Origin of the sequence: Acinetobacter sp. YH12231 (genome assembly GCF_013417755.1) — a bacterium.
Lineage (GTDB): Bacteria > Pseudomonadota > Gammaproteobacteria > Pseudomonadales > Moraxellaceae > Acinetobacter > Acinetobacter amyesii.
The window spans coordinates 19,332-39,506 of the sequence record NZ_VPDJ01000007.1; the positions used below are offsets into that span (position 1 = coordinate 19,332).

15 protein-coding genes are annotated in these 20,175 nt (G+C 43.5%); 9 read left to right on the forward strand and 6 right to left on the reverse strand.

Going from position 1 to position 20,175, the window contains the following annotated elements; genetic code table 11:
• Positions 1–71: 71 nt before the first annotated feature.
• Positions 72–1,133: an ArsO family NAD(P)H-dependent flavin-containing monooxygenase gene (locus FTV11_RS04745; RefSeq protein WP_020846547.1), complete on the forward strand. Its 1,062-nt coding sequence runs from the start codon at positions 72–74 to the stop codon at positions 1,131–1,133.
• Between the two features lie 619 nt (positions 1,134–1,752).
• Positions 1,753–2,490, forward strand: coding sequence for a sulfite exporter TauE/SafE family protein (locus FTV11_RS04750; RefSeq protein WP_168379429.1), 738 nt, complete (start codon positions 1,753–1,755; stop codon positions 2,488–2,490).
• Positions 2,491–2,499: 9 nt separating this feature from the next.
• On the opposite strand, the gene FTV11_RS04755 is transcribed toward FTV11_RS04750, so the two are convergent.
• The 4 genes from FTV11_RS04755 to FTV11_RS04770 form a co-directional block, all read right to left on the reverse strand.
• Positions 2,500–3,402 carry a LysR family transcriptional regulator gene (locus FTV11_RS04755; RefSeq protein WP_180073488.1) on the reverse strand — a complete coding sequence of 301 codons (903 nt, stop codon included), beginning with the start codon at positions 3,400–3,402 and terminating at the stop codon, positions 2,500–2,502.
• A 116-nt stretch (positions 3,403–3,518) separates the two neighbouring features.
• A complete protein-coding gene (locus FTV11_RS04760; RefSeq protein ID WP_180073489.1) occupies positions 3,519–4,823 on the reverse strand; it encodes a solute carrier family 23 protein in 1,305 nt (434 codons plus the stop codon).
• A gap of 297 nt (positions 4,824–5,120) precedes the next feature.
• A complete protein-coding gene (gene ppc / locus FTV11_RS04765; protein ID WP_180073490.1) occupies positions 5,121–7,805 on the reverse strand; it encodes a phosphoenolpyruvate carboxylase in 2,685 nt (894 codons plus the stop codon).
• A gap of 153 nt (positions 7,806–7,958) precedes the next feature.
• Positions 7,959–8,582, reverse strand: coding sequence for a TetR/AcrR family transcriptional regulator (locus tag FTV11_RS04770; protein WP_143221706.1), 624 nt, complete (start codon positions 8,580–8,582; stop codon positions 7,959–7,961).
• Between the two features lie 151 nt (positions 8,583–8,733).
• Between FTV11_RS04770 and FTV11_RS04775 the strand changes: the two genes are divergently transcribed.
• From FTV11_RS04775 to dnaJ, 4 genes are all read left to right on the forward strand, one after another.
• Positions 8,734–9,840 (forward strand): efflux RND transporter periplasmic adaptor subunit, encoded by a 1,107-nt coding sequence (locus tag FTV11_RS04775; protein WP_180049569.1) that lies wholly within the window; start codon positions 8,734–8,736, stop codon positions 9,838–9,840.
• Entirely contained in the window at positions 9,840–12,977 is a 3,138-nt protein-coding gene (locus FTV11_RS04780; RefSeq protein WP_180049567.1) for an efflux RND transporter permease subunit, read from the forward strand. Before FTV11_RS04775 ends, FTV11_RS04780 begins: the two co-directional genes overlap by 1 nt.
• Positions 12,978–13,110: 133 nt before the next feature.
• Positions 13,111–13,488 carry a hypothetical protein gene (locus FTV11_RS04785; RefSeq protein ID WP_180011060.1) on the forward strand — a complete coding sequence of 126 codons (378 nt, stop codon included), beginning with the start codon at positions 13,111–13,113 and terminating at the stop codon, positions 13,486–13,488.
• Between the two features lie 106 nt (positions 13,489–13,594).
• A complete protein-coding gene (gene dnaJ / locus FTV11_RS04790; protein WP_111885156.1) occupies positions 13,595–14,713 on the forward strand; it encodes a molecular chaperone DnaJ in 1,119 nt (372 codons plus the stop codon).
• Between the two features lie 84 nt (positions 14,714–14,797).
• Here the strand turns inward: dnaJ and FTV11_RS04795 are convergent, their stop codons facing one another.
• A complete protein-coding gene (locus FTV11_RS04795; protein ID WP_180049565.1) occupies positions 14,798–16,441 on the reverse strand; it encodes a PglL family O-oligosaccharyltransferase in 1,644 nt (547 codons plus the stop codon).
• A 198-nt stretch (positions 16,442–16,639) separates the two neighbouring features.
• On the opposite strand from FTV11_RS04795, the gene dapB reads away from it, so the two are divergent.
• The gene (dapB, locus tag FTV11_RS04800) at positions 16,640–17,461 is read left to right on the forward strand and encodes a 4-hydroxy-tetrahydrodipicolinate reductase (protein ID WP_078194102.1); all 822 of its coding nucleotides are present in this window, start codon (positions 16,640–16,642) and stop codon (positions 17,459–17,461) included.
• 58 nt (positions 17,462–17,519) lie between these two features.
• Positions 17,520–18,164: an START domain-containing protein gene (locus FTV11_RS04805; protein ID WP_180022907.1), complete on the forward strand. Its 645-nt coding sequence runs from the start codon at positions 17,520–17,522 to the stop codon at positions 18,162–18,164.
• A gap of 41 nt (positions 18,165–18,205) precedes the next feature.
• On the opposite strand, the gene FTV11_RS04810 is transcribed toward FTV11_RS04805, so the two are convergent.
• Positions 18,206–18,625 carry a hypothetical protein gene (locus FTV11_RS04810; RefSeq protein WP_257223180.1) on the reverse strand — a complete coding sequence of 140 codons (420 nt, stop codon included), beginning with the start codon at positions 18,623–18,625 and terminating at the stop codon, positions 18,206–18,208.
• Positions 18,626–18,732: 107 nt separating this feature from the next.
• Between FTV11_RS04810 and FTV11_RS04815 the strand changes: the two genes are divergently transcribed.
• The gene (locus tag FTV11_RS04815; RefSeq protein ID WP_180073491.1) at positions 18,733–20,169 is read left to right on the forward strand and encodes a PLP-dependent aminotransferase family protein; all 1,437 of its coding nucleotides are present in this window, start codon (positions 18,733–18,735) and stop codon (positions 20,167–20,169) included.
• Positions 20,170–20,175: the final 6 nt, after the last annotated feature.

Below are 20,175 nucleotides of genomic sequence, written 5' to 3' on the forward strand. Positions count from 1 at the left end.
TTTAATATAAAAAACCAGTTGCTCCGGCAACTGGTTTTTTATATTAAAGAAAAATGAAAGGGGAAAGGGCTTTGAATCATAAACAGAATGAAACGGATGTGATCATTATCGGTGGTGGGCAGGCTGCTTTATCTACGGCTTATTTTTTAAAGCGAAAAAAAATACCATTCATTATTTTAGATGATCAAAATCAAGCAGGTGGAGCCTGGTTACATGCCTGGAATTCTTTGCGTCTATTTTCACCGAATAGCTGGAGTTCCTTACCAGGTTGGGTTATGCCGAATACAGAACAAACGTATCCGACCAAGAAAGAAGTTATTGAATACTTGCAGCAATATGAGCAGCGTTACCACTTTCCGATTATTCGTCCTATATATGTTGATCACGTCAAAAGCGAAGGAGAGGCATTGAGTGTGCATGCAGGTGAACAGTTATGGAAAGCCAAGGCTGTAGTCAGTGCAACGGGCACCTGGAGTCATCCTTATATCCCATCTTACCCGGGCCAAGAAAATTTTAAAGGGCTGAAATTACACTCCGCCCATTATCAAAATGCAGAACCGTTTAAAGATAAGCACGTCATGATTATCGGTGGTGGAAATTCCGGAGCACAAATTTTGGCTGAAGTTTCCCAAGTGGCAGACACTCTTTGGATCACGCCAACACCTCCTCAATTTTTAGCAGATGATGTTGATGGCCGTATACTATTTTTACGTGCGACAGAGCGTTTAAAGGCAAAATTAGAAGGCGGCACAATAGATCAGCCTGTTGGCGGTCTAGGTGATATTGTCATGATTGATTCAGTCAAAGATGCACGTTCACGAGGAGTTTTACATAGTGAGCGCCCGTTTTCGGCTTTTACAGAAGATGGCGTGATTTGGGAAGATGGATCTTTTCAACAGGTTGATGCAGTGATTTGGTGTACTGGATTTAAAGCGACTTTAGACCATTTAAAGCCACTTGGAATAGTAGAGGAAAATAATACGATACTGGTTGAAGGAACAAGATCAGTAAAACAACCCAACCTATGGTTAGTAGGATATGGTGAATGGACTGGACCTGGTTCAGCAACGCTGGTGGGTGTTTCAAGGACCGCGAGAACAACTGCTGAGGAAATTTCCGAATTTCTGGATTAAAATTTTGACCTATTTGTCTTGAGCAAGAAATAGCACAACAAATGGCAAATAAAACTCGTTATTTGGGTGCTATTTTTGTGGGCAAAATAAAAAGTTAAAAAATCAGTAGAAACCCGGCTTGGAAACAAGTCGGTTTTTTGGGTTTTCGCTACCGATTTTTTATAACATAACCTTTTGAAATATAACACTATTTATTTTGATGCGAAGTATGATTTTAATTTCCTGTTGGAAAGCCATGAAACATCCATTGTATGCCCCATAAAATAATTAGAATTAAAATTACGAAAAAGATAATTTCTAATTTTTTCATTTTTAAAGTTCTACTAAAATTAACATAATACACGTTATACGAAATGATTGAAATTTTCCTATAAGTATCAATATTTTATTAAAAACCGTTCCAGTAAACAGCATATTGGAACGGCTTTTACATAACTATTCCACCAATACGCTTATAACTTATTCAAAATAAAAAGAGTTTGTTTAGCCCATCTACGCTATCTGTTTTAGACGCTATAACCTAGCCTCAACTTTTTATTGAGGCTCTATTCCAAAAACACTGATTTTTCAAAGCGCCTGAATTGCATAGCATAGAACCAATTCTTCAGCGAGTTTCGCCATGATTTGGTTCGTCATCACAGTTTTTGCAATTGCAGGTCTGATTAAAGGCACGATTGGGTTAGGCCTGCCTGCGGTATCGATGGGCTTACTCACCATGGTGATCAGTCCATTTCAGGCAGCGACGTTATTAATCATTCCATCTATGGTCACCAACTTTTGGCAATTATTTGCCGAAGGGCAGGTGCTGCGACTAATTCAACGCTTTTGGCCCTTGTTACTTGGGATTATCGTCGGTTCAATTTGGAGTATTTTTCCAACTTTAGGACATGGTGAATTTAAAAGTGAAGCTTTACTGGGGGGCATGTTGGCACTATACGGACTGTATGGGCTTTGTGCCAAAAGCTTGCCGAACTTTGCACCGCATGAAAAATGGCTATCTCCAATGATCGGTTATCTTGGTGGAGCGCTGACTGTTGCGACCGGTGTGGTGGTGATCCCTGTGGTGCCATATTTGCAAGGTTTGCAGCTCAAACGCGATGACCTCGTTCAGTCACTCGGTTTGGCCTTTACTACGTCAACCATTTGTTTGGCAGTGTTCTTACAGCAAAATCCTGTGGAAGATCTTCCGATTGATTATGCCATGTCAGCCATGGCACTGGTTCCTGCGCTCATTGGTATGTGGGCAGGGAAAAAAATCCGTTACCGCATTCCAGAACAAAAATTCCGTAAGGTGTTTTTTATCGGGTTGATTGCCCTCGGTGGCTATATGATGCTGCACCAGTTTGGCGTGATTTAAAGCCTAGATTTAGCCATCTAAAGTAGATTTTTGTGACAGTAGAAACTGACTAAAATGCTGATAATTTAAGGGTAAATCATCAAAATTACGTGCGGTGAGGAGCAATTTTCGATTGGCCCAGTCCCCGCTGAGCTCAACTTGGGCAAAGGCATACAAATTGAGTAATCGTTGGGCCGCACGTTTTGGCATGATGGCAATGCCCACACCATTCGCCACCACTTGCGCGATCGCGGCAAAGTTTGGCAAACGCAGCCGATACTGAATTTCACAGCCGAATAATTTGGCTTGAGCCTCGATCGATTGTTGCAAGGAATGATATTGCATCAAACCGACAAAGGGATAATTTAAAATCTCTGCGGGTTTGACGCTAGATAACGAGGCCAATTCATGAGTTATAGGACAAATCAGTACCAACGGATCATTTGCAAATTCAAGTGTTTGTAACTTTTCGGATTTAAAGAAACCCGAAATTAGACCTAGTTGTGCATTGCCTTGTTCAATCGCTGCAATGATGTCTTTAGACTCAGCTTCATGCAGCTCAATTTGTGTATTGGGATTTTCTAGCAAATAACGTGGTAGCAAGACCGGTAAATATTCACTTTGTGCAGATGAATTACACCATAAGGTCATATTGGAACTCAGCCCGTGAGCAAAGGGCAGCATAGCGTGTTCTAATTGTTGCCCCTCACCTAAGATGCGCTGTGCATGTTCAACCAAGGTTTGACCGGCAAGAGTCAGTTTGACCCCTTTGGCTTGGCGAGTGAACAGGGCTGTGCGGTAATGCTGTTCGAGTTTTTTAATCCGTTCACTGGCTGCTTGTAGCGAGATGGCAGAACGAGCAGCGCCTTTGGTCAGACTGCCGCTGTCTACAATGTGCAGCACCAATTGAAGGTCGAACAAATCCAGTCGCATACGGTGCATTCCTTGGCTAATGCCTTATCTTACCGAAAGAGTAGCTATAAAAAAAAGCGACCTTTCGGCCGCTTTTCAAATGAATATTGTATTCTTTTTTTTAATGCTTTGGAGGCTTATTCTGATTTATCGCCTAAGCTAAAGAACCAGTTCAAAATCAAGGCTGCAAAGGTTGCGGTACCAATACCACCTAGATTGAAGTTACCGAATTGTAATGCAAAGTCACCCGTACCTAAAATAATCGTGACTGCTGCCACCATCAGGTTTTTATTTTTTGAGAAATCGACTTTGTTTTCAATCCAAATTTTCGCACCTGCAATGGTAATTAGACCAAATACAACAATCGATGCACCTGTCAAAATGGCTTGCGGAATGGTATGAATAATCGCACCAAACTTTGGAGAAAGACCAAGGAAGATGGCGAATACCCCTGCAAATACAAACACGATGGTCGAGTAAACACGCGTTACTGCCATCACACCAATATTTTCGCCATAAGTGGTCATACCCGGACCGCCGACACCGCCTGAAAGTGTGGTTGCAACACCATCTGCAACGAAGGCTTTACCAATGTGCGGATCGAGATTTTCACCTGTCATCGCGCCCACAGCTTTGATATGACCAAGGTTTTCTGCAACTAAAATCAACGCAATCGGTGCAATGATAAGCATGGCATTGAAATCAAAAACAGGTGAATGGAAGTGCGGAACACCAAACCAAGCGGCTTCTTGTACGGGAACGAAATTGATTGGCGTGCCATGACCCATGACATTGGAAATGATGTAATACACCAAATATGCCAGTAATAGACCGACCAACAGTAATAAGCGTTGTAACAAGCCCTTCGTGAACACTGCAATTGAACCCATACACAGTACAGTGACTAATGCCATCCACATATTAAAGTTATTACCGGCAACCCCTTTAATGGTCACTGGGGCTAGGTTCAGACCAATAATCATCACCACTGCACCTGTAACGACAGGCGGCATGAGTTTTTCAATCCAACGTGTACCCGTTGCCATCACGATAAAACCAAAAATGGCATATAAGATACCGCAGGCCATGATCCCGCCAGCAGCCAATGCGATATTGGCATTTGGCGCGCCAGTACCTGACGCTGCATAACCGGTTGCCGCGATCACCACACCAATAAAGGCAAAACTAGAGCCTAAATAACTTGGTACACGACCACCTGTCATAAAGAAGAACAGGATGGTACAGATCCCCGACATTAAAATCGCAAGGTTGGCATCAAAGCCCATCAAAAATGGCGCAAGGACAGTTGCCCCAAACATTGCAAAGGCATGTTGTATCCCCAATACAACACTTTGCACCGGAGGTAGGTACTCATTTGTACCTACAGGACGTGCATCAATATTGCCTTCGTACGGGCGCCATTTGGGAAACCAATTGGACATAAAATGAGCACTCAATAGATAAATTGTGCACATCATACTCTTGTTTTTTAGAAGATTTAATCTCTTTTAAAAATATTTTGTTCAAACTAATTACATGACTTTACATATAAATTTACCAAATGGTAAAAGTTTTAAGGGTATAAAAAAGGCATTAAATCATGCAATTAATCAAATAGGCTTGGAGCCAATTCTTCATAAATTTTTCTTATTTTATATATTCCAAAATAAATTAAAACCAATATGACTGGTCAAAAAAAAAGCACACAGTTCTGTGTGCTTTTTGAAAACTTGGAAGATTTAGCCAGTGTTACGCAAACCTGCCGCAATACCCGCGATGCTAACCATCAACGCATGGTCGACTGGGGTATTTTCAGCTTGACGCTCGGCAAGGTATGCACGGCGGCGTTTCATCAGTTCGGCTTGTAGTAAATGTAGCGGCAATAAATAAGGCTTACGCACCTTCATGGATTGGTCGAGCACATCGTTACTGCTGAGTAATTTCGATTCACCTTTGAGTGCTAATAGCGTTTGTACCGCATCACGTAAACGCTGACGTAACTCTTCGCCCAACTGTTTGAGGTCTGCGTCATCAGTCAGATGAGACTCATAATACAGCGCCACATGACCATCGGCTTTGGACAAGACCATTTCCAACATATCAATCAGGGTTTGGAAATACGGCCATTGCTCTAACATTTCTTCGAGTGTCTGCTTTTGACCTTGATCAATCACTTGATTAATCGCAGCACCAGTACCGAGCCAAGCAGGAAGCATCAAACGGATTTGCGTCCATGCGAACACCCAAGGAATCGCACGTAATGACTCAATCCCACCGCTAACTTTACGTTTGGCTGGGCGTGAGCCGAGCGGTAACATTTGTAGTTCCAGTTCTGGCGTTACAGTCCGTAGGTATTTTACAAAATGCGGATTTTCACGCACGGTTTGACGATACACCTGTACCGACAGATCCGTCATGCTGTGCATGAGCTGACGCCATTCCTGTTTCGGTTCAGGCGGTGGCAATAAGGTCGCTTCTAAGGTCGCAGCGGTGTAAATTTCCAAGTTTTGTAAGGCAATGCCTTCTAATCCAAACTTGAAGCGAATCATTTCCCCTTGTTCTGTGACACGGATCGCCCCTGAAATCGAGCCTGGTGGCTGTGAAAACAGCGCTTGCTGTGTCGGCGCACCACCACGGCTGATTGAACCGCCACGGCCATGGAATAATGTCAGTTGTACATCATGTTTTTTCGCAACTGCGGTTAATTCTTCCTGTGCACGATACTGCGCCCAGTTTGCCGACATAAAGCCCGCATCTTTGGCTGAGTCTGAATAGCCAATCATCACCTCGTGTTTACCCTGAATATGCTGCTTATACCAATGCATATTAAATAGGGTATTCATGGTACGGGCTGCACCATCCAAATCTTTTAAGGTTTCAAACAGTGGCACGACACGTAGCGCTTGTTTGATGCCGGCTTCTTTTTGCAGTAACAATACAGCCAAGACATCACTTGGATGTTCGGCCATGGAAATAATATAAGCCCCTAAACTTTCAGGTGGCTGTTCTGCCAAAGTGCGCATGGTCGCAAAGACTTCTTGTACATCTGGATGTTCAATCAGGCTTTGTTTTGGCTCATTTAAAAACTTCGGTAACAGTGGGCGTTTGCTTTGCAGTTCCTGAATCAAGAAGTTTTGACGGGCTTGCTCCGTCCATGTTTCAAAATTACCTAAACCTAAATATTCCGTAATAGCAGAAATCGCTTGGCGATGACGTGTGGATTCCTGACGAATATCTAATTTGAGTAATTCGATACCGAAACAATTCACTCGATGAATAAAGTCGAGTAACTGACCATTGGCAATTTCAGGTAAACCGCTGTCAATCAGTGAACGGTAGCAAACCAATAGTGGATCAAGCAAATCATGGCGGCTTTTAATGACTTGGCTATCGTCAGCCTCTTCACCACGGAGTTTTAGTGCCAACCAGTGACGAGTGGCTTTAAGGCGTTCCCGCGCATCACGCAGGTATTCACGATACGGTTCAGGGTGGAAATGGCCCAAAGCATCACTAAGTTCTTTACTGCATTCTTGAATCGAAAGTTCCCAACGTAGGTCTTCGATATCGCGTAAATACAGGTCGGCAGCTTTCCAACGTGAAAGCCAAAGCACTTCTTGAGTAATATTATGGGTGACGTTTGGGTTACCATCACGGTCTCCGCCCATCCATGATGCAAAGCGCACAGGAGCAACATTTAAAGGCAACGTCTTGCCACAATGATCTTGGACCATGCCATCCAATTCACGCATGAATTTGGGTACAGCATTCCACAAGGTCTGTTCGATGGTCGTAAAGCCCCATTTTGCTTCGTCGACAGGCGTCGGGCGATGTTGACGAATTTCATCTGTTTGCCATGCCGAGCAAATCAGTTGTTTTAAATCATCCAGTACGGCTTTGCGTTCGCGTGGCGTAAGTTTTTGTTGATCCATTTTAAACAGGCAATCATTAATCCCATCATATTTCTGGATCAAGGTACGGCGGCTGACTTCGGTTGGATGTGCAGTCAGGACCAGTTCAATTTTTAATTCACAAATTTGTTGGAACAGTTGTTCCGCACTGATGTTATTGCTTTTAAATTTTTCAAATAAATGATCGAGTGGATTCGGTGAAGGTGCTTGCTCATCAAACTCACTTTGGCGACGGCTACGTACCACATTGTATTGTTCGGCAATATTGGCAAAGTTGAGAAAGTGCGTAAATGCACGGGTCAGTGGCAGAATTTCTTCATCTTTTAAATTTAAAAATAATTGTTCTAACTGTTTTTCGGCTTCAACTTGTCCATCGCGTGCGCCTTTAGACAAAGCACGAATTTGCTCTACCTGATTAAACAAATCTTGTCCTGCATGCTGCTTTAGGGTTTCACCTAATAAATTGCCCAGTAAGCGCACGTCTTCACGTAATGGAGCATCAATTTGTTGAATCATTTGTTATTTCTCCGCGTATTCCTGTCTCGACTATACCCCGAAAGTGCTGTGGCAAAAGGGGGGTACAGACAAAAGTCGGATGACTTTTCTAGGTAAATGAGCAATAGCTATGCCATTTGTTTCAGTTTAGCCTTGAAATATTTCAGAAAATGCTTAGCTCTGTGTGCCGAGTTGATATTTCAGCATAAAGATGTCGATGGCAGAGTGAATAATGGCCTGTCGCTCTGCTGTTTCAGGTACTGGGCGCATGCCCAATAAGACTTCTTGATGGCGTAGTCCCATCAGTAGCGACACAATCAGTTCAGTTTGTCGGGCAGGATTATCCTGCTGAATGAAATTTAAAGCTGCTGCGTCTTGAAAGAAATTCTCCCAGACTTGGCGCATTTTCAAATGTGAGGCACGGAAAAACTGTTCCACCAAGGGACTGTGTTCGGCAGCCAACTCCAAAAGTAATAAGTCCAGTTTAATGGCTTCTGGCAAATTCATGATGTTCAGCCCCAACTCACAAATTTCTACGAAAGCCTGCATAAAATGACTTTCGCTGTGCAGATGTCGCGGGCGAGTATTTAAAATATATTCACAGGTATCTTCAATTGCACTGGTAAATAAAGTGGCTTTGTCCTGAAAATGGTTATAGACCGTCAGTTTGGTGACCCCTGCATGTTGCGCAATCTGATTCATGCTGCAACCGTGATAGCCCATTTCTAAAAATAATTGTTTTGCAGACTCTAAAATCCGTTGTCGTTTTTCTAAGTCTTTCGGGCGGCCGACATTCATTTGCTGAAAAAATTCCAAAAAAGGCGAAAAGGTCATTGATTTCGGATAATTAATCTAATTAATGTACCGCATGGTTTATTAATTAAAAAATAACCAAATTAATTGAATAATATTCTGCCCTAAAAAAGACTTTTTATTAAGAGCGAACTTCATGAGTACGATTAAGACCACAGTTGTCAGCATGATTATCGTTTGCAGTGTGACCTTATGGGGATGCAGCAAGGATAAAGCCCAAACGGAACAGGAAGTGCCATTTGTGATGGTGACTCAGCCGGGCGCCACACATTTTGAACAAAAAAGTTATGCGGGTGATGTACAAGCCCGCCAGCAAACAGCTTTAGCTTTTCGGGTTGGCGGTCAAATCACTGAGCGCTATGTCGATGTTGGAGACCAAGTCCGAGTCGGGCAAGTTTTGGCAAAATTAGACGTCAAAGATGCACAGTTGCAACTGAATGCAGCACAAGCACAGCTTGAAAGTGCGCGTTCCGCTGCACAGATTGCTGAAGATGAACTAAAACGCTTTAAGCAATTATTGCCAGTCAATGCTGTGAGTCGCTCGCAGTACGATGCGGTGGAAAACCAATATAAAGCGGCACAGTCGAACTTAAAGCAAGCTCAATCAAATTATGATGTGAGTCGTAATCAGACCGGTTATAACCAATTAATTGCCAATAAAAATGGGGTCATTACTGAACGTAATATTGAGATTGGTCAAGTGATTGCAGCAGGACAACCAGCTTTTCAATTGGCGATTGCAGGTGAACGTGACGTGGTCATTGGTGTGCCTGAACAGGCTGTTGCTGAAATTAAAACAGGGCAGGATGCATGGGTTACCTTGTGGTCGAAACCACAGGAAAAATTTGCAGGCTATGTACGTGAAATTAGTCCTGCTGCCGATCAGTCTCGTACTTATAGTGTCAAAGTGGCATTACGTGAAGGCAATAGCGCCATTCAACTGGGGCAAAGTGCACGGGTATTTTTAACCAAAGCACAGCAGAATGTTTTGCATGTGCCGTTATCGAGTGTGTCTGCGAGTGGTCAGCAGGCGTATGTGATGGTGGTCAATGCAGACAATACGGTACGTAAAGTTCCAGTAACTTTAGGCGAATACGGACGTGATAGCGTGCCCGTACTCAGTGGTTTGCAAGCAGGGGATTTTGTGGTGGTTGGCGGCGTGCATTTACTCCGCGAAAAACAAAAAATACAACCCGTTGATCGTGAAAATCGTGCGGTACACATTCAGACAGGAGTTAAATAATGAATTTTAACTTGTCTGAGTGGGCACTGAAAAATAAAGGTTTAATCCTTTATTTTATGATTCTGCTGGGCATCGTTGGGATATTTTCCTATTCCAAATTGTCGCAGAGTGAAGACCCGCCATTTACCTTTAAAGTCATGGTGATTCAAACCTATTGGCCTGGTGCAACAGCCAAAGAAGTTTCGCTACAGGTCACCGATCGAATTGAAAAAGAACTGATGACTACGGGGCAGTATGAACGCATCATGGCGTATTCACGTCCGGGTGAATCCATGGTGACCTTTGTGGCCAAGGACAGTCTACGTTCGCAGCAAGTCCCCGATGTTTGGTACACCGTGCGTAAAAAGGTCAATGATGTTCGCCATCAATTACCATCTGGGGTGCAAGGTCCTTTCTTTAATGATGAGTTTGGTGACACCTTCGGTAATATCTATGTGCTCACCGGCAAAGACTTTGACTATGCCACCATGAAGGAATATGCCGACCGTTTACAGCTCCAGTTACAACGAGTCAAAGACGTTGCGAAAGTGGATTTGATTGGTCTACAAGATCAAAAAGTTTGGATTGAAATTTCCAACACCAAAGCCACGCAAATGGGCATACCCGTGACGGCGATTCAACAAGCCTTGCAGCAGCAAAACACGGTTGCCAGTGCTGGCTTTTTTGAAACCAATTCAGACCGGATTCAAGTGCGTGTCAGCGGCAATTTACAAAACATTGATGAACTGCGTCAGATGCCCTTATTGGTGAATGGTCGAACGATTCAATTGGGTGATGTGGCAGATGTACATCGGGGCTTTAGTGATCCACCGCAGCCTCGTATGCGTTTTATGGGTGAAAATGGTTTAGGCATTGCCGTGTCGATGCGTAAAGGAGGCGACATTCTGGCTTTGGGTAAAAACCTTGAAACAGAATTTGCCCGCCTGCAAAAAACCTTGCCCTTGGGTATGGAACTAAAAAAAGTTTCTGATCAGCCTGTAGCCGTGAAGCGCAGCGTCAATGAGTTTATGAAAGTCCTCGCTGAGGCCGTGATTATCGTCCTATTGGTGAGCTTCTTCTCCTTGGGTTTCCGTACAGGATTGGTTGTGGCATTTTCCATTCCCTTAGTCTTGGCCATGACTTTTGCAGGCATGCAGATGTTTGATGTCGGTTTGCACAAGATTTCTTTGGGGGCCTTGATTCTCGCACTCGGTTTATTGGTGGATGATGCGATTATTGCTGTCGAAATGATGGCGATCAAAATGGAGCAGGGCTATAGCCGGTTACAAGCCGCCGGACATGCATGGCGGACGACTGCATTTCCAATGCTAACAGGCACGCTAATTACGGCTGCAGGATTTTTGCCGATTGCCACAGCCGCATCGAGCACAGGGGAATACACTCGCTCGATTTTCCAAGTGGTCACTATTGCATTGGTGGTGTCATGGTTTGCAGCGGTGCTGTTTGTTCCCTATCTAGGGGATAAATTACTGCCAGATTTCAACAAAGATTTAGTACAAAAAGCCCCGTGGTATCAGCGCCTCTGGGCACGTTTGCGCAAACAACCTGAACCTCAGCCGATGGTGCATCATGCCGGCGAACATCACGATCCTTATCAGTCTCCGTTTTATCAACGTTTCCGTGGTTGGGTCGACACTTGTGTGACCTATCGTAAGACGGTGATTGCAGCGACGGTTGGCATCTTTGTGTTATCGATTTTAATGTTTAAAACTGTACCACAGCAGTTCTTCCCACCGTCAAACCGTGCTGAAATTTTAGTGGATTTAAAGCTCGAGGAAGGTGCATCTCTGAAAGCCACAGAAGCGGCCGTAAAAAAAGTCGAAGCGTTCTTGTCGAAAAAACAAGGCATTGATAATTTTGTGGCTTATGTGGGGACAGGTTCACCGCGGTTTTATTTACCTCTAGATCAGCAGTTACCCCAAGCCAGTTTTGCTCAGTTTGTGGTATTGGCTTCATCTTTAGATGATCGCAATGAAATTCGTCAGTCATTAGCAGAAGAAATTCGTAAGCTCTTACCTGAAGTACGTACACGGGTTTCACTTTTAGAAAATGGCCCACCCGTGGGTTATCCATTGCAGTTCCGCGTGTCGGGTGAAGATCTGAGCTTGGTGCGTGAGTGGGCACAACGGGTGTCTGCAAAAGTCAGTGAAAACCCGAACACCACCAATGTGCATTTGGATTGGGGTGAGCCAAGCAAAGTGATTAAACTGGACATCGACCAAGATCGCGCACGTCAAATGGGGGTTTCCAGTCTAGATCTGTCCAATTTCTTGAATAGTTCAATCAGTGGTGCAGTGATTAATCAGTATCGTGAGAAACGAGAGCTGATTGAAATTCGGATGCGTGGTGATCAAGCCGAGCGATTGGATGTCGGTTCTCTCAGCAGTTTGGCTGTACCGACCAGCAATGGTGGTTCAGTGCCATTGGCGCAGATTGCGAAAATTGAGTATAGCTTTGAAGAAGGTTTGATTTGGCATCGTAACCGTTTACCGACCATTACTGTGCGCGCGGATATTCGCAGTAAATTGCAACCTGCAACGGTGGTGGGTGAGTTAAAAGATTCATTTGATCAGTTACGTGCAGAGATGCCGAATGGATATCTCCTCGAAGTAGGCGGTACTGTGGAAGAGTCAGCACGTGGTCAAACTTCTGTAAATGCGGGCATGCCATTATTCCTCGCAGTTGTCATGACCTTATTGATGATTCAACTACGCAGCATGTCACGGGCGATGATCGTATTTTTAACTGCACCTTTGGGCATTATTGGCGTGGTGTTATTCCTGTTATTGTTCAATAAACCCTTTGGTTTTGTGGCAATGCTCGGCACGATTGCACTGTCTGGAATGATTATGCGCAATTCACTGATTTTGATTGATCAGATTGAACAAGATATTCAGTCCGGGGAGTCGGCTTGGGATGCGATTATCAATGCGACGGTACGTCGTTGCCGTCCCATTGTGTTGACTGCATTGGCCGCTGTATTGGCGATGATTCCACTTTCTCGCAGTATTTTCTTCGGTCCAATGGCCGTGGCGATTATGGGTGGATTGATCGTGGCGACCCTACTGACCTTGTTCTTTTTACCTGCGTTGTATGCACAGTGGTTTAAAGTGAAAAAAACTCAGCAGAATCCTTAAAAGTGTCATAATATTGGGTGCGAAATATTGAATTTTTCTCTATAGTAGCACCTGATCTACAAAGACATTTTTAAAAAGTAAAACAACCACAAGTGCAGCGCGGCATATTGTGGTGTACGGGGTTGAATCACAGATGACAGCAGAGAGTTTAGCTAAGTATCGCCGTTATATTGCGATTTCTTATGTCTTCATGTTTTTCGCTTTATTTACCCTGATTAGTGGTGTATTTGCCTACGGCTTTGCACGCAAAGTAACTCAAATCGATTCTGCAGAAGTTTGGCTCCAAGCCCAAGCGCTTTGGGTCATGCGCACCGTCGTGATTTATTCCATGATGGCCATTTTTGCCGCACTGTGGTTTATTCCTTTATTTTTCTATTATTGGGACACCTATCTTTGGGTGACTGCATGCACGGTAATTGGTGTGATCTTTTCTGCGATTGCCTTTTTGTATCTATTAAATGCATGGATCCAAGGTCTATCCAAATTCGTTAAAAATAAGGCTGTTTTCTAAGTCGATTTATTTTTTTCCTGCCTACCCCTTGAAAAAATGGTTTGATTCCCCAATTTCAGACCACAGTTAAGTATTAAATTAAATTCCGTGAGGAGCATCGCCAGACATGGCTAAACGTGATTATTATGAGGTTTTAGGTGTATCTAAAACCGCAAGTGATGATGAAATTAAAAAAGCCTACCGTAAGTTGGCGATGAAGTATCACCCTGACCGTAATCCAGATAACCCAGAAGCTGAAGAAAAATTCAAAGAAGCTGCAGAAGCATATGAAGTTTTATCGGACAGCGAAAAACGTAGTATGTATGACCGTATGGGACATCAAGCTTTTGAAGGCGGCATGGGCGGCGGCGGTGGCTTCGGTGGCGGTTTTAGCGCAGAAGATATCTTTAGTCAGTTTGGTGACATATTCGGTGGCGCATTTGGCGGTGGTGGCCGTGGTGGTCAGCAACGTGCACGCCGTGGTTCAGACTTACGCTATGTTATGGAGCTTACCCTTGAGGAAGCTGTGAAGGGCGTGAAAAAAACCATTACCTTTACTGCGCCAGCGCCATGTGATGCCTGTGATGGTAAAGGATCTAAAAATCCAAACGACGTTGAAACCTGTAAAACTTGTCATGGTGCAGGTCAAGTGCGTATGCAACAGGGCTTCTTCTCTGTGCAGCAAACCTGTAGCACCTGTCGTGGTCAAGGTAAAATTATTAAGAACCCATGTAATAAATGTCATGGTTCAGGGGTTTCTGACCGTCAGCAAACTTTAGAAGTGACCATTCCTGCAGGTGTGGATAATGGCGACCGCGTACGTTTAAGTGGCAAAGGCGAGGCGATCCGTGATGGCCAAGCAGGCGACTTATATGTAGAAGTGGTGGTACGTGAACACGAAATCTTCCAACGTGATGGCGCTGACCTGTATATGGATGTGCCTGTAAGCATTGCAGATGCTGCATTGGGTAAAGAAATTCAAATTCCGACTCTCGATGGCCGTGTGAGCTTGAAAGTGCCTGAAGGAACTCAAACTGGCAAATTGTTCCGCTTACGTGGTAAAGGTGTGAAACCTGTACGTACCAGCATGACTGGTGACTTACTCTGCCGTATCGTGGTGGAAACGCCAGTGAATTTAACGGCTCGTCAACGTGAATTGTTAAAAGAGTTACAAGACACGATGGATGGCGATGACAATAAATCATCTCCGAAGAAAAAATCATTCTTCGACCGTTTATTTGATTAATTGATATGATTTGCTTGAGTTCGCTGTGATTTGAACTTAGCTATAAAAAAGCCTGCAAAATTGCAGGCTTTTTTAATGAGCGTTTTAAGGTTTCGGCTGTGCTATAGGTAGTAATAAACTCTCATAGCTCATGTCGAGCCTATAGATATTTTTAAGACGCTGTAGCTGATGACGTGCTTCAGCCTCACGACCATTAAAGGCCAATAAACGTGCATATTTAATGATGTGGTATTTCGCTGGATAGCTGCGAACCAATTTTTCAGTATCCTGAATGGTTTGTTCAGAAACGATGGAGTACGGATTTAAACGAATAATCGCCACCCGATGTCTAAATTCCGTCAGCAAATAGATCGGCTCATGATTAGTGATTTTCTCCGGTGTTTTTTCATATTTTGATGCCTGGCCCAGCTGAATCGCTGCATTAGCATAATCACGATAAATCACCGTAATCAGCACTGCACCAATCACGAAAACAATGCGGATAAACCATGGTGACAGACTCAATGTAGCCGTCTGTGGCTTCGCTGCTTGAAGAATCCCGATAATAAAACCCGCAGGCAGTAAGAAATATGCGTAGTTTTGCGGAAACTCCAACATGGCATGAATAATGAAGACACCGACCATCAATAGGCCAATCACAGATAATGCAGACTTGGCTAACTTTTGTAATTGGATGCCCCAATAGGCGAAATAGGTCAAGAACGGTACACCAATAATGGCGCCATTCCACAATAAGAAATCCAAAATAAAATTGTGTGAGCTACGAATCCATACAGGCCCTTGCACCGTGTCAGAGATCGAGACAAAAGCGCTACTAGTCTGATGCCAACCATAGCCAAACCAAGGCTGTGCAGCTACGGCATGCGCCATTTGTTGCCAAATGGCTAAACGAGACATATCTCCACCAGCACGTTTGACTACGTCACGACTTTCTTGAATATTCATGTCGGATATTTGGCTCATGATTTGACTTAATTTTGGCATCAATACAATCAGTGCCACAAAGCCGATAAACCAGGCCAAGCTGTAAAACCAGCGAAGACGGATATAATCTTTGTACTGTGCATAAGCCAAATAGACTAGGACACAGATACTTGCCACCCAAGAGGTGCGAGATTGGCTGAGCGCGACCCCAATTAAAATAGGAATTGCACAAGTGACCAAATAGCGGGTTTTAACTTTTTGCTGTTCATAAACATATAAGCAGGCTAACAAGGACATGAGCAGAAACGTGGCCATGTTATTTGGCTGAGCAAAGTTTGCAAATGGGCGCGTAGTTCCACTAATTTTCATCACAAAAGGAAGAAACGAGTCGAAATCTAACCACTGACATATTGCGATGAGCCCTGTCATGACCCCAGATGCAACAAAGGTATAGCTCAGGTATAGGAAGGTTTTTTCGCGTTTTTCCGTACCTTGTGAGAGGCTAAAACCAAGATTGATACACAGCCAGAAGCTGAACACAAACAGCATACAGAGTAAGGCAATACTAAAATAATACACCTGCCCAAAAGCCAGTTGCACAAAGGGAATCAACGCTAAGAGCAACAGGGGCAAGGAAATTTTTGCCACCATGAGCTTTTCTTTAAAGAACGTTGCCGCTAAGGCAAACAGGGCAAAAAAGGTATAAAGCTCACCGGTATACGTGGCCCAAGGTCGGTAATGAATCGGAATCAGCCATGCCAGTGCAATACAGACTGCCGCACAAAGATACAATAGGGTTTTCATGAATATTCAAGATCAATAGAACGCGCCTATCATACCGTGAAAATGCCTAAACTTGGTGAGGGAATAGTCAGCGTCTGTCGAAGAGCTTGATTTGCAAAAGTCCTTCGGAAAATGCAGGATTTTTTTGTTTGTAACTTAGCCTGCGCATGGAGTTTTGATATAGTAAGACCAATTTCGAATCAACATTAGGAAAATGTTATGTCAGCAGCTCCACGTATTGGTATCTTGGGCGCAGGCGGTCGTATGGGACGCATCTTAATTCAGGCGGTTCAGCAAGCTGGTTATCAATTGGCTGCTGCGGTAGAACGTCCTGAAAGTAGCTTGGTCGGTGCAGATGCCGGTGAACTTGCAGGGATTGGCGCGGTTGGCGTAAAGGTTGTCGGTAACCTTGCTGAGGTTTTAAAAGATTGTGATGTCGTGATCGACTTTACTGCACCTGCAGCAACGGCACAGCATCTTAAACTTTGCCGTGAAGCCGGCGTTGCGATTGTCATTGGTACCACAGGTATGAATGATGAGCAAAAAGCTTATCTCGATGAAACAGCAACAGAAACCCCTGTGGTCTATGCAGCGAACTATTCTGTCGGTGTAAACGTTTCAATCAAACTTCTTGAATTGGCATCAAAAGTATTTGGCGATACTGTAGATATTGAAGTGATTGAAGCCCATCATCGTCATAAAGTTGATGCACCATCAGGTACAGCGCTAATGTGGGGCGAAGCCATTGCCGGTGCTTTAGGACGTGACTTAAAACAAGATGCTGTGTATTGCCGTGAAGGTCATACGGGTCCACGTGAACGTCAAACCATTGGCTTCCAAACGATTCGTGGTGGTGACATTGTCGGTGAACATACTGCGATGTTTATTGCGGATGGCGAACGAGTTGAAATTACACATAAAGCGACCAACCGTATGAACTTTGCCTCTGGTGCAGTACGTGCCGCTGCATGGGTAGTCGGTCGTGAAGCACGTAAGTACGATATGAAAGATGTACTGGGTTTTAACGATATTGACGTATAAAAGCGCGTTAAAATCCGTTATAACAACAGCATAAAATTAAAATAAGACGATCAATGGAATGAAAAAAGTCATCTTTATGGCCTGTGCTGTCGCATTCACTGCGGCAGTACAAGCGAAAACTATGGATAATGCCAAACTCACGATTAATAAAAATAATATTAAAGTTTGGACCTACCAAAATGCTCAAAATCCTGTCTTTCAATACAAAGCTGAAACCAGTTTTGATGTGCCCATTGAAAAAGCGGTTTCCCTGATTTTAGATGTGGAAAATGCAGTGAATTGGGTCCCTTATATGGGCAGTGTCAAAGTATTATCCCGTGATGACCAGAAAGGCGAATTCAGTTTATATATGGTGCTGGATTTTCCATTTCCCTTGAAAGACCGTGATTTGGTGGTACAAGGCAAAATGCGTAAAGATTCACAAGGCATCATTAGCATCCAAAATAAAGCGGTGAAAAAAGGTTATCCGATTAATCCCAATTATGTACGCCTCACTGATTATGAGGGCGATTGGACCTTCCAGCGTTTAGGCAATCAAAAAGTCAAAGTGTCGACCTATGGCTATGCCAATCCGGAAGGTTCCATTCCGCTCAGTTTCGTGAATATGTTCGTGCAGCAACAGCCTTATCAAATGCTACAAAAAATGAAAGTGCAGTTGGGCAAAAGTAAAACTGCAACGGCATTTCCCGAAATTTTAAAATAAGCAGCAGTAATGATTCAGTTCAATATGAACGATCAATGACTTTACTGATCAGGCAGACGAAAAGCAGTCAACTGCTGCATGTGCTGTGCTTCTGGAAGTTCGATACTGAGTAAGGTTTGTTCTGGAAATTGATGCGGATGTAACTTGATTTGAAATTGCCGCGCGGTCATTTGTTCACAGGCAAAGCGAAGTTTGGCTTGCTGCGGCATCATATTCATGCCGTTTTCAGACTTGGCTTTATAAATATATAGCGTCTGATGTAACCCGCCGCTGGTGATCGGTTGGATCTGCTCAAGTTCATATTGCGTCAGTTTTTGGGCACTCAAAAAACCTTGAATTAAAGATTTACAGATAAAATTTTGCTGGCTTTGAGCTTGAGTGTGCTGTTCGGGTTGGCACGCCATAAGCGTGAGTGTACTGATGATGATTAGACCCGCTCGAAGCTGCGTGAAGTCATTCATTTAATTTTCCCCCTATCGTTATTTTTGAGATATCAACCTGATGCCATCAGCTTAAATCTGTTAACTTAATGGGTACAGATACAAGAATGATTAAAAAAAGGGTACAGATGGCTTTTCAATATCAGCAGCTTGCGCAGCAGTTGGCACAGAAAATTTATAGTGGTGAATTGGCCGCAGGGCAGCGTCTGTATGCGCTACGTCAATTTTCACAGCAGCATCAGATCAGTTTAAATACCGCGAAACGCTGCTATGAATTACTTGAAGCCAAAGGCCTGATTTATGTTAAAGAAAAGTCTGGTTATTTTGTACAATCCTCACAGAAAGCCCAGCAAATTGCCGTGCCGAATCATCCTGATTTTGATTCCCGCCCTCGTGAAATTTCGAATTTAGAATTGCAAATTCAGATCCATGAAGCATCTGCAAATAGTCGCCTGATTCATTTGGGTTCAATTCAGTTGTCCCCCAATTTTGTTCCTGTTGAAGCAATCAGACGTTCAATCCAAAGGGCATTAAAGCATTGTAAACCAGAAGATTTTTTATATAACAATCGGCAAGGTCATCCACAATTGCGTGAAGCTTTGTCGGCACATTGGGCTGAAGATGGTTTTTACATGCCTAAGGATGATATTTACATCAGCAATGGTTGTATGCCTGCTTTGTCAGTGATGTTGCAAAATCTGAGTGCGGAAGGGGAGAGTGTCATTGTCCCGACGCCGAACTATAACGGGCAATTGCAATTATTGGCTTTATTGAAGCGGAAAATTGTTGAAATTCCTGCCAATACTGAAGGTTTTGATTTAGATCGTTTAGAGCAGGCAATGCGGGATTCAGGTGCGAAAGTATGCTTATTGACTGCAAATTTTCAAAATCCTTTGGGTTTTTGTTTAAGTAATGAAGATAAGGAACGAATTGCACAACTGGCTGAAAAATATCAATGTTATGTGATTGAAGATGATATTTATGCTGAGTGTAGTTTCAATGCAAAGCGACCATTGCCTATCAAATATTGGGATCGGGCGGGCTATGTGATCTATTGTGCGTCGATTTCAAAATCTTTATCGCCTTCTTATCGGGTGGGGTGGTTTTGTCTTCCACCACATTTGCAACATTTGCGTCCCAAATTACTTTTGCAAAATGATTCGGTGAATACGCCTTTGCAGTTAGGACTTGCAGATTTGATTTTTAGTCGTGCTTATCGCCAACATCTTGCTGAATTGCGTCCTAAATTAATGGTGCAAGTCGAGCAGTATCGTCAGTATATTTACGACGCTTTTCAAGGGGTTGATATCCGTCTAAATCGGCCTCAAGGCAGTTATGCACTGTGGTTGCAGATGCCTGAACAAATAGACAGTTTGGCGCTGTATTACCATGCGCAAAAACATGGCATCAATATTGTGCCAGGTTTAATTTTTGGTGAGGACAATCGTTATAACAATTGTATTCGCCTAAATGCAGGGCATGAGTTGTCGGCAGAAATTCAGCAGGCCATTTTATTGCTTGCAGATTGGGTGCGTAGGGAATGCATAAATACAAACACCGTCTAATTTTGA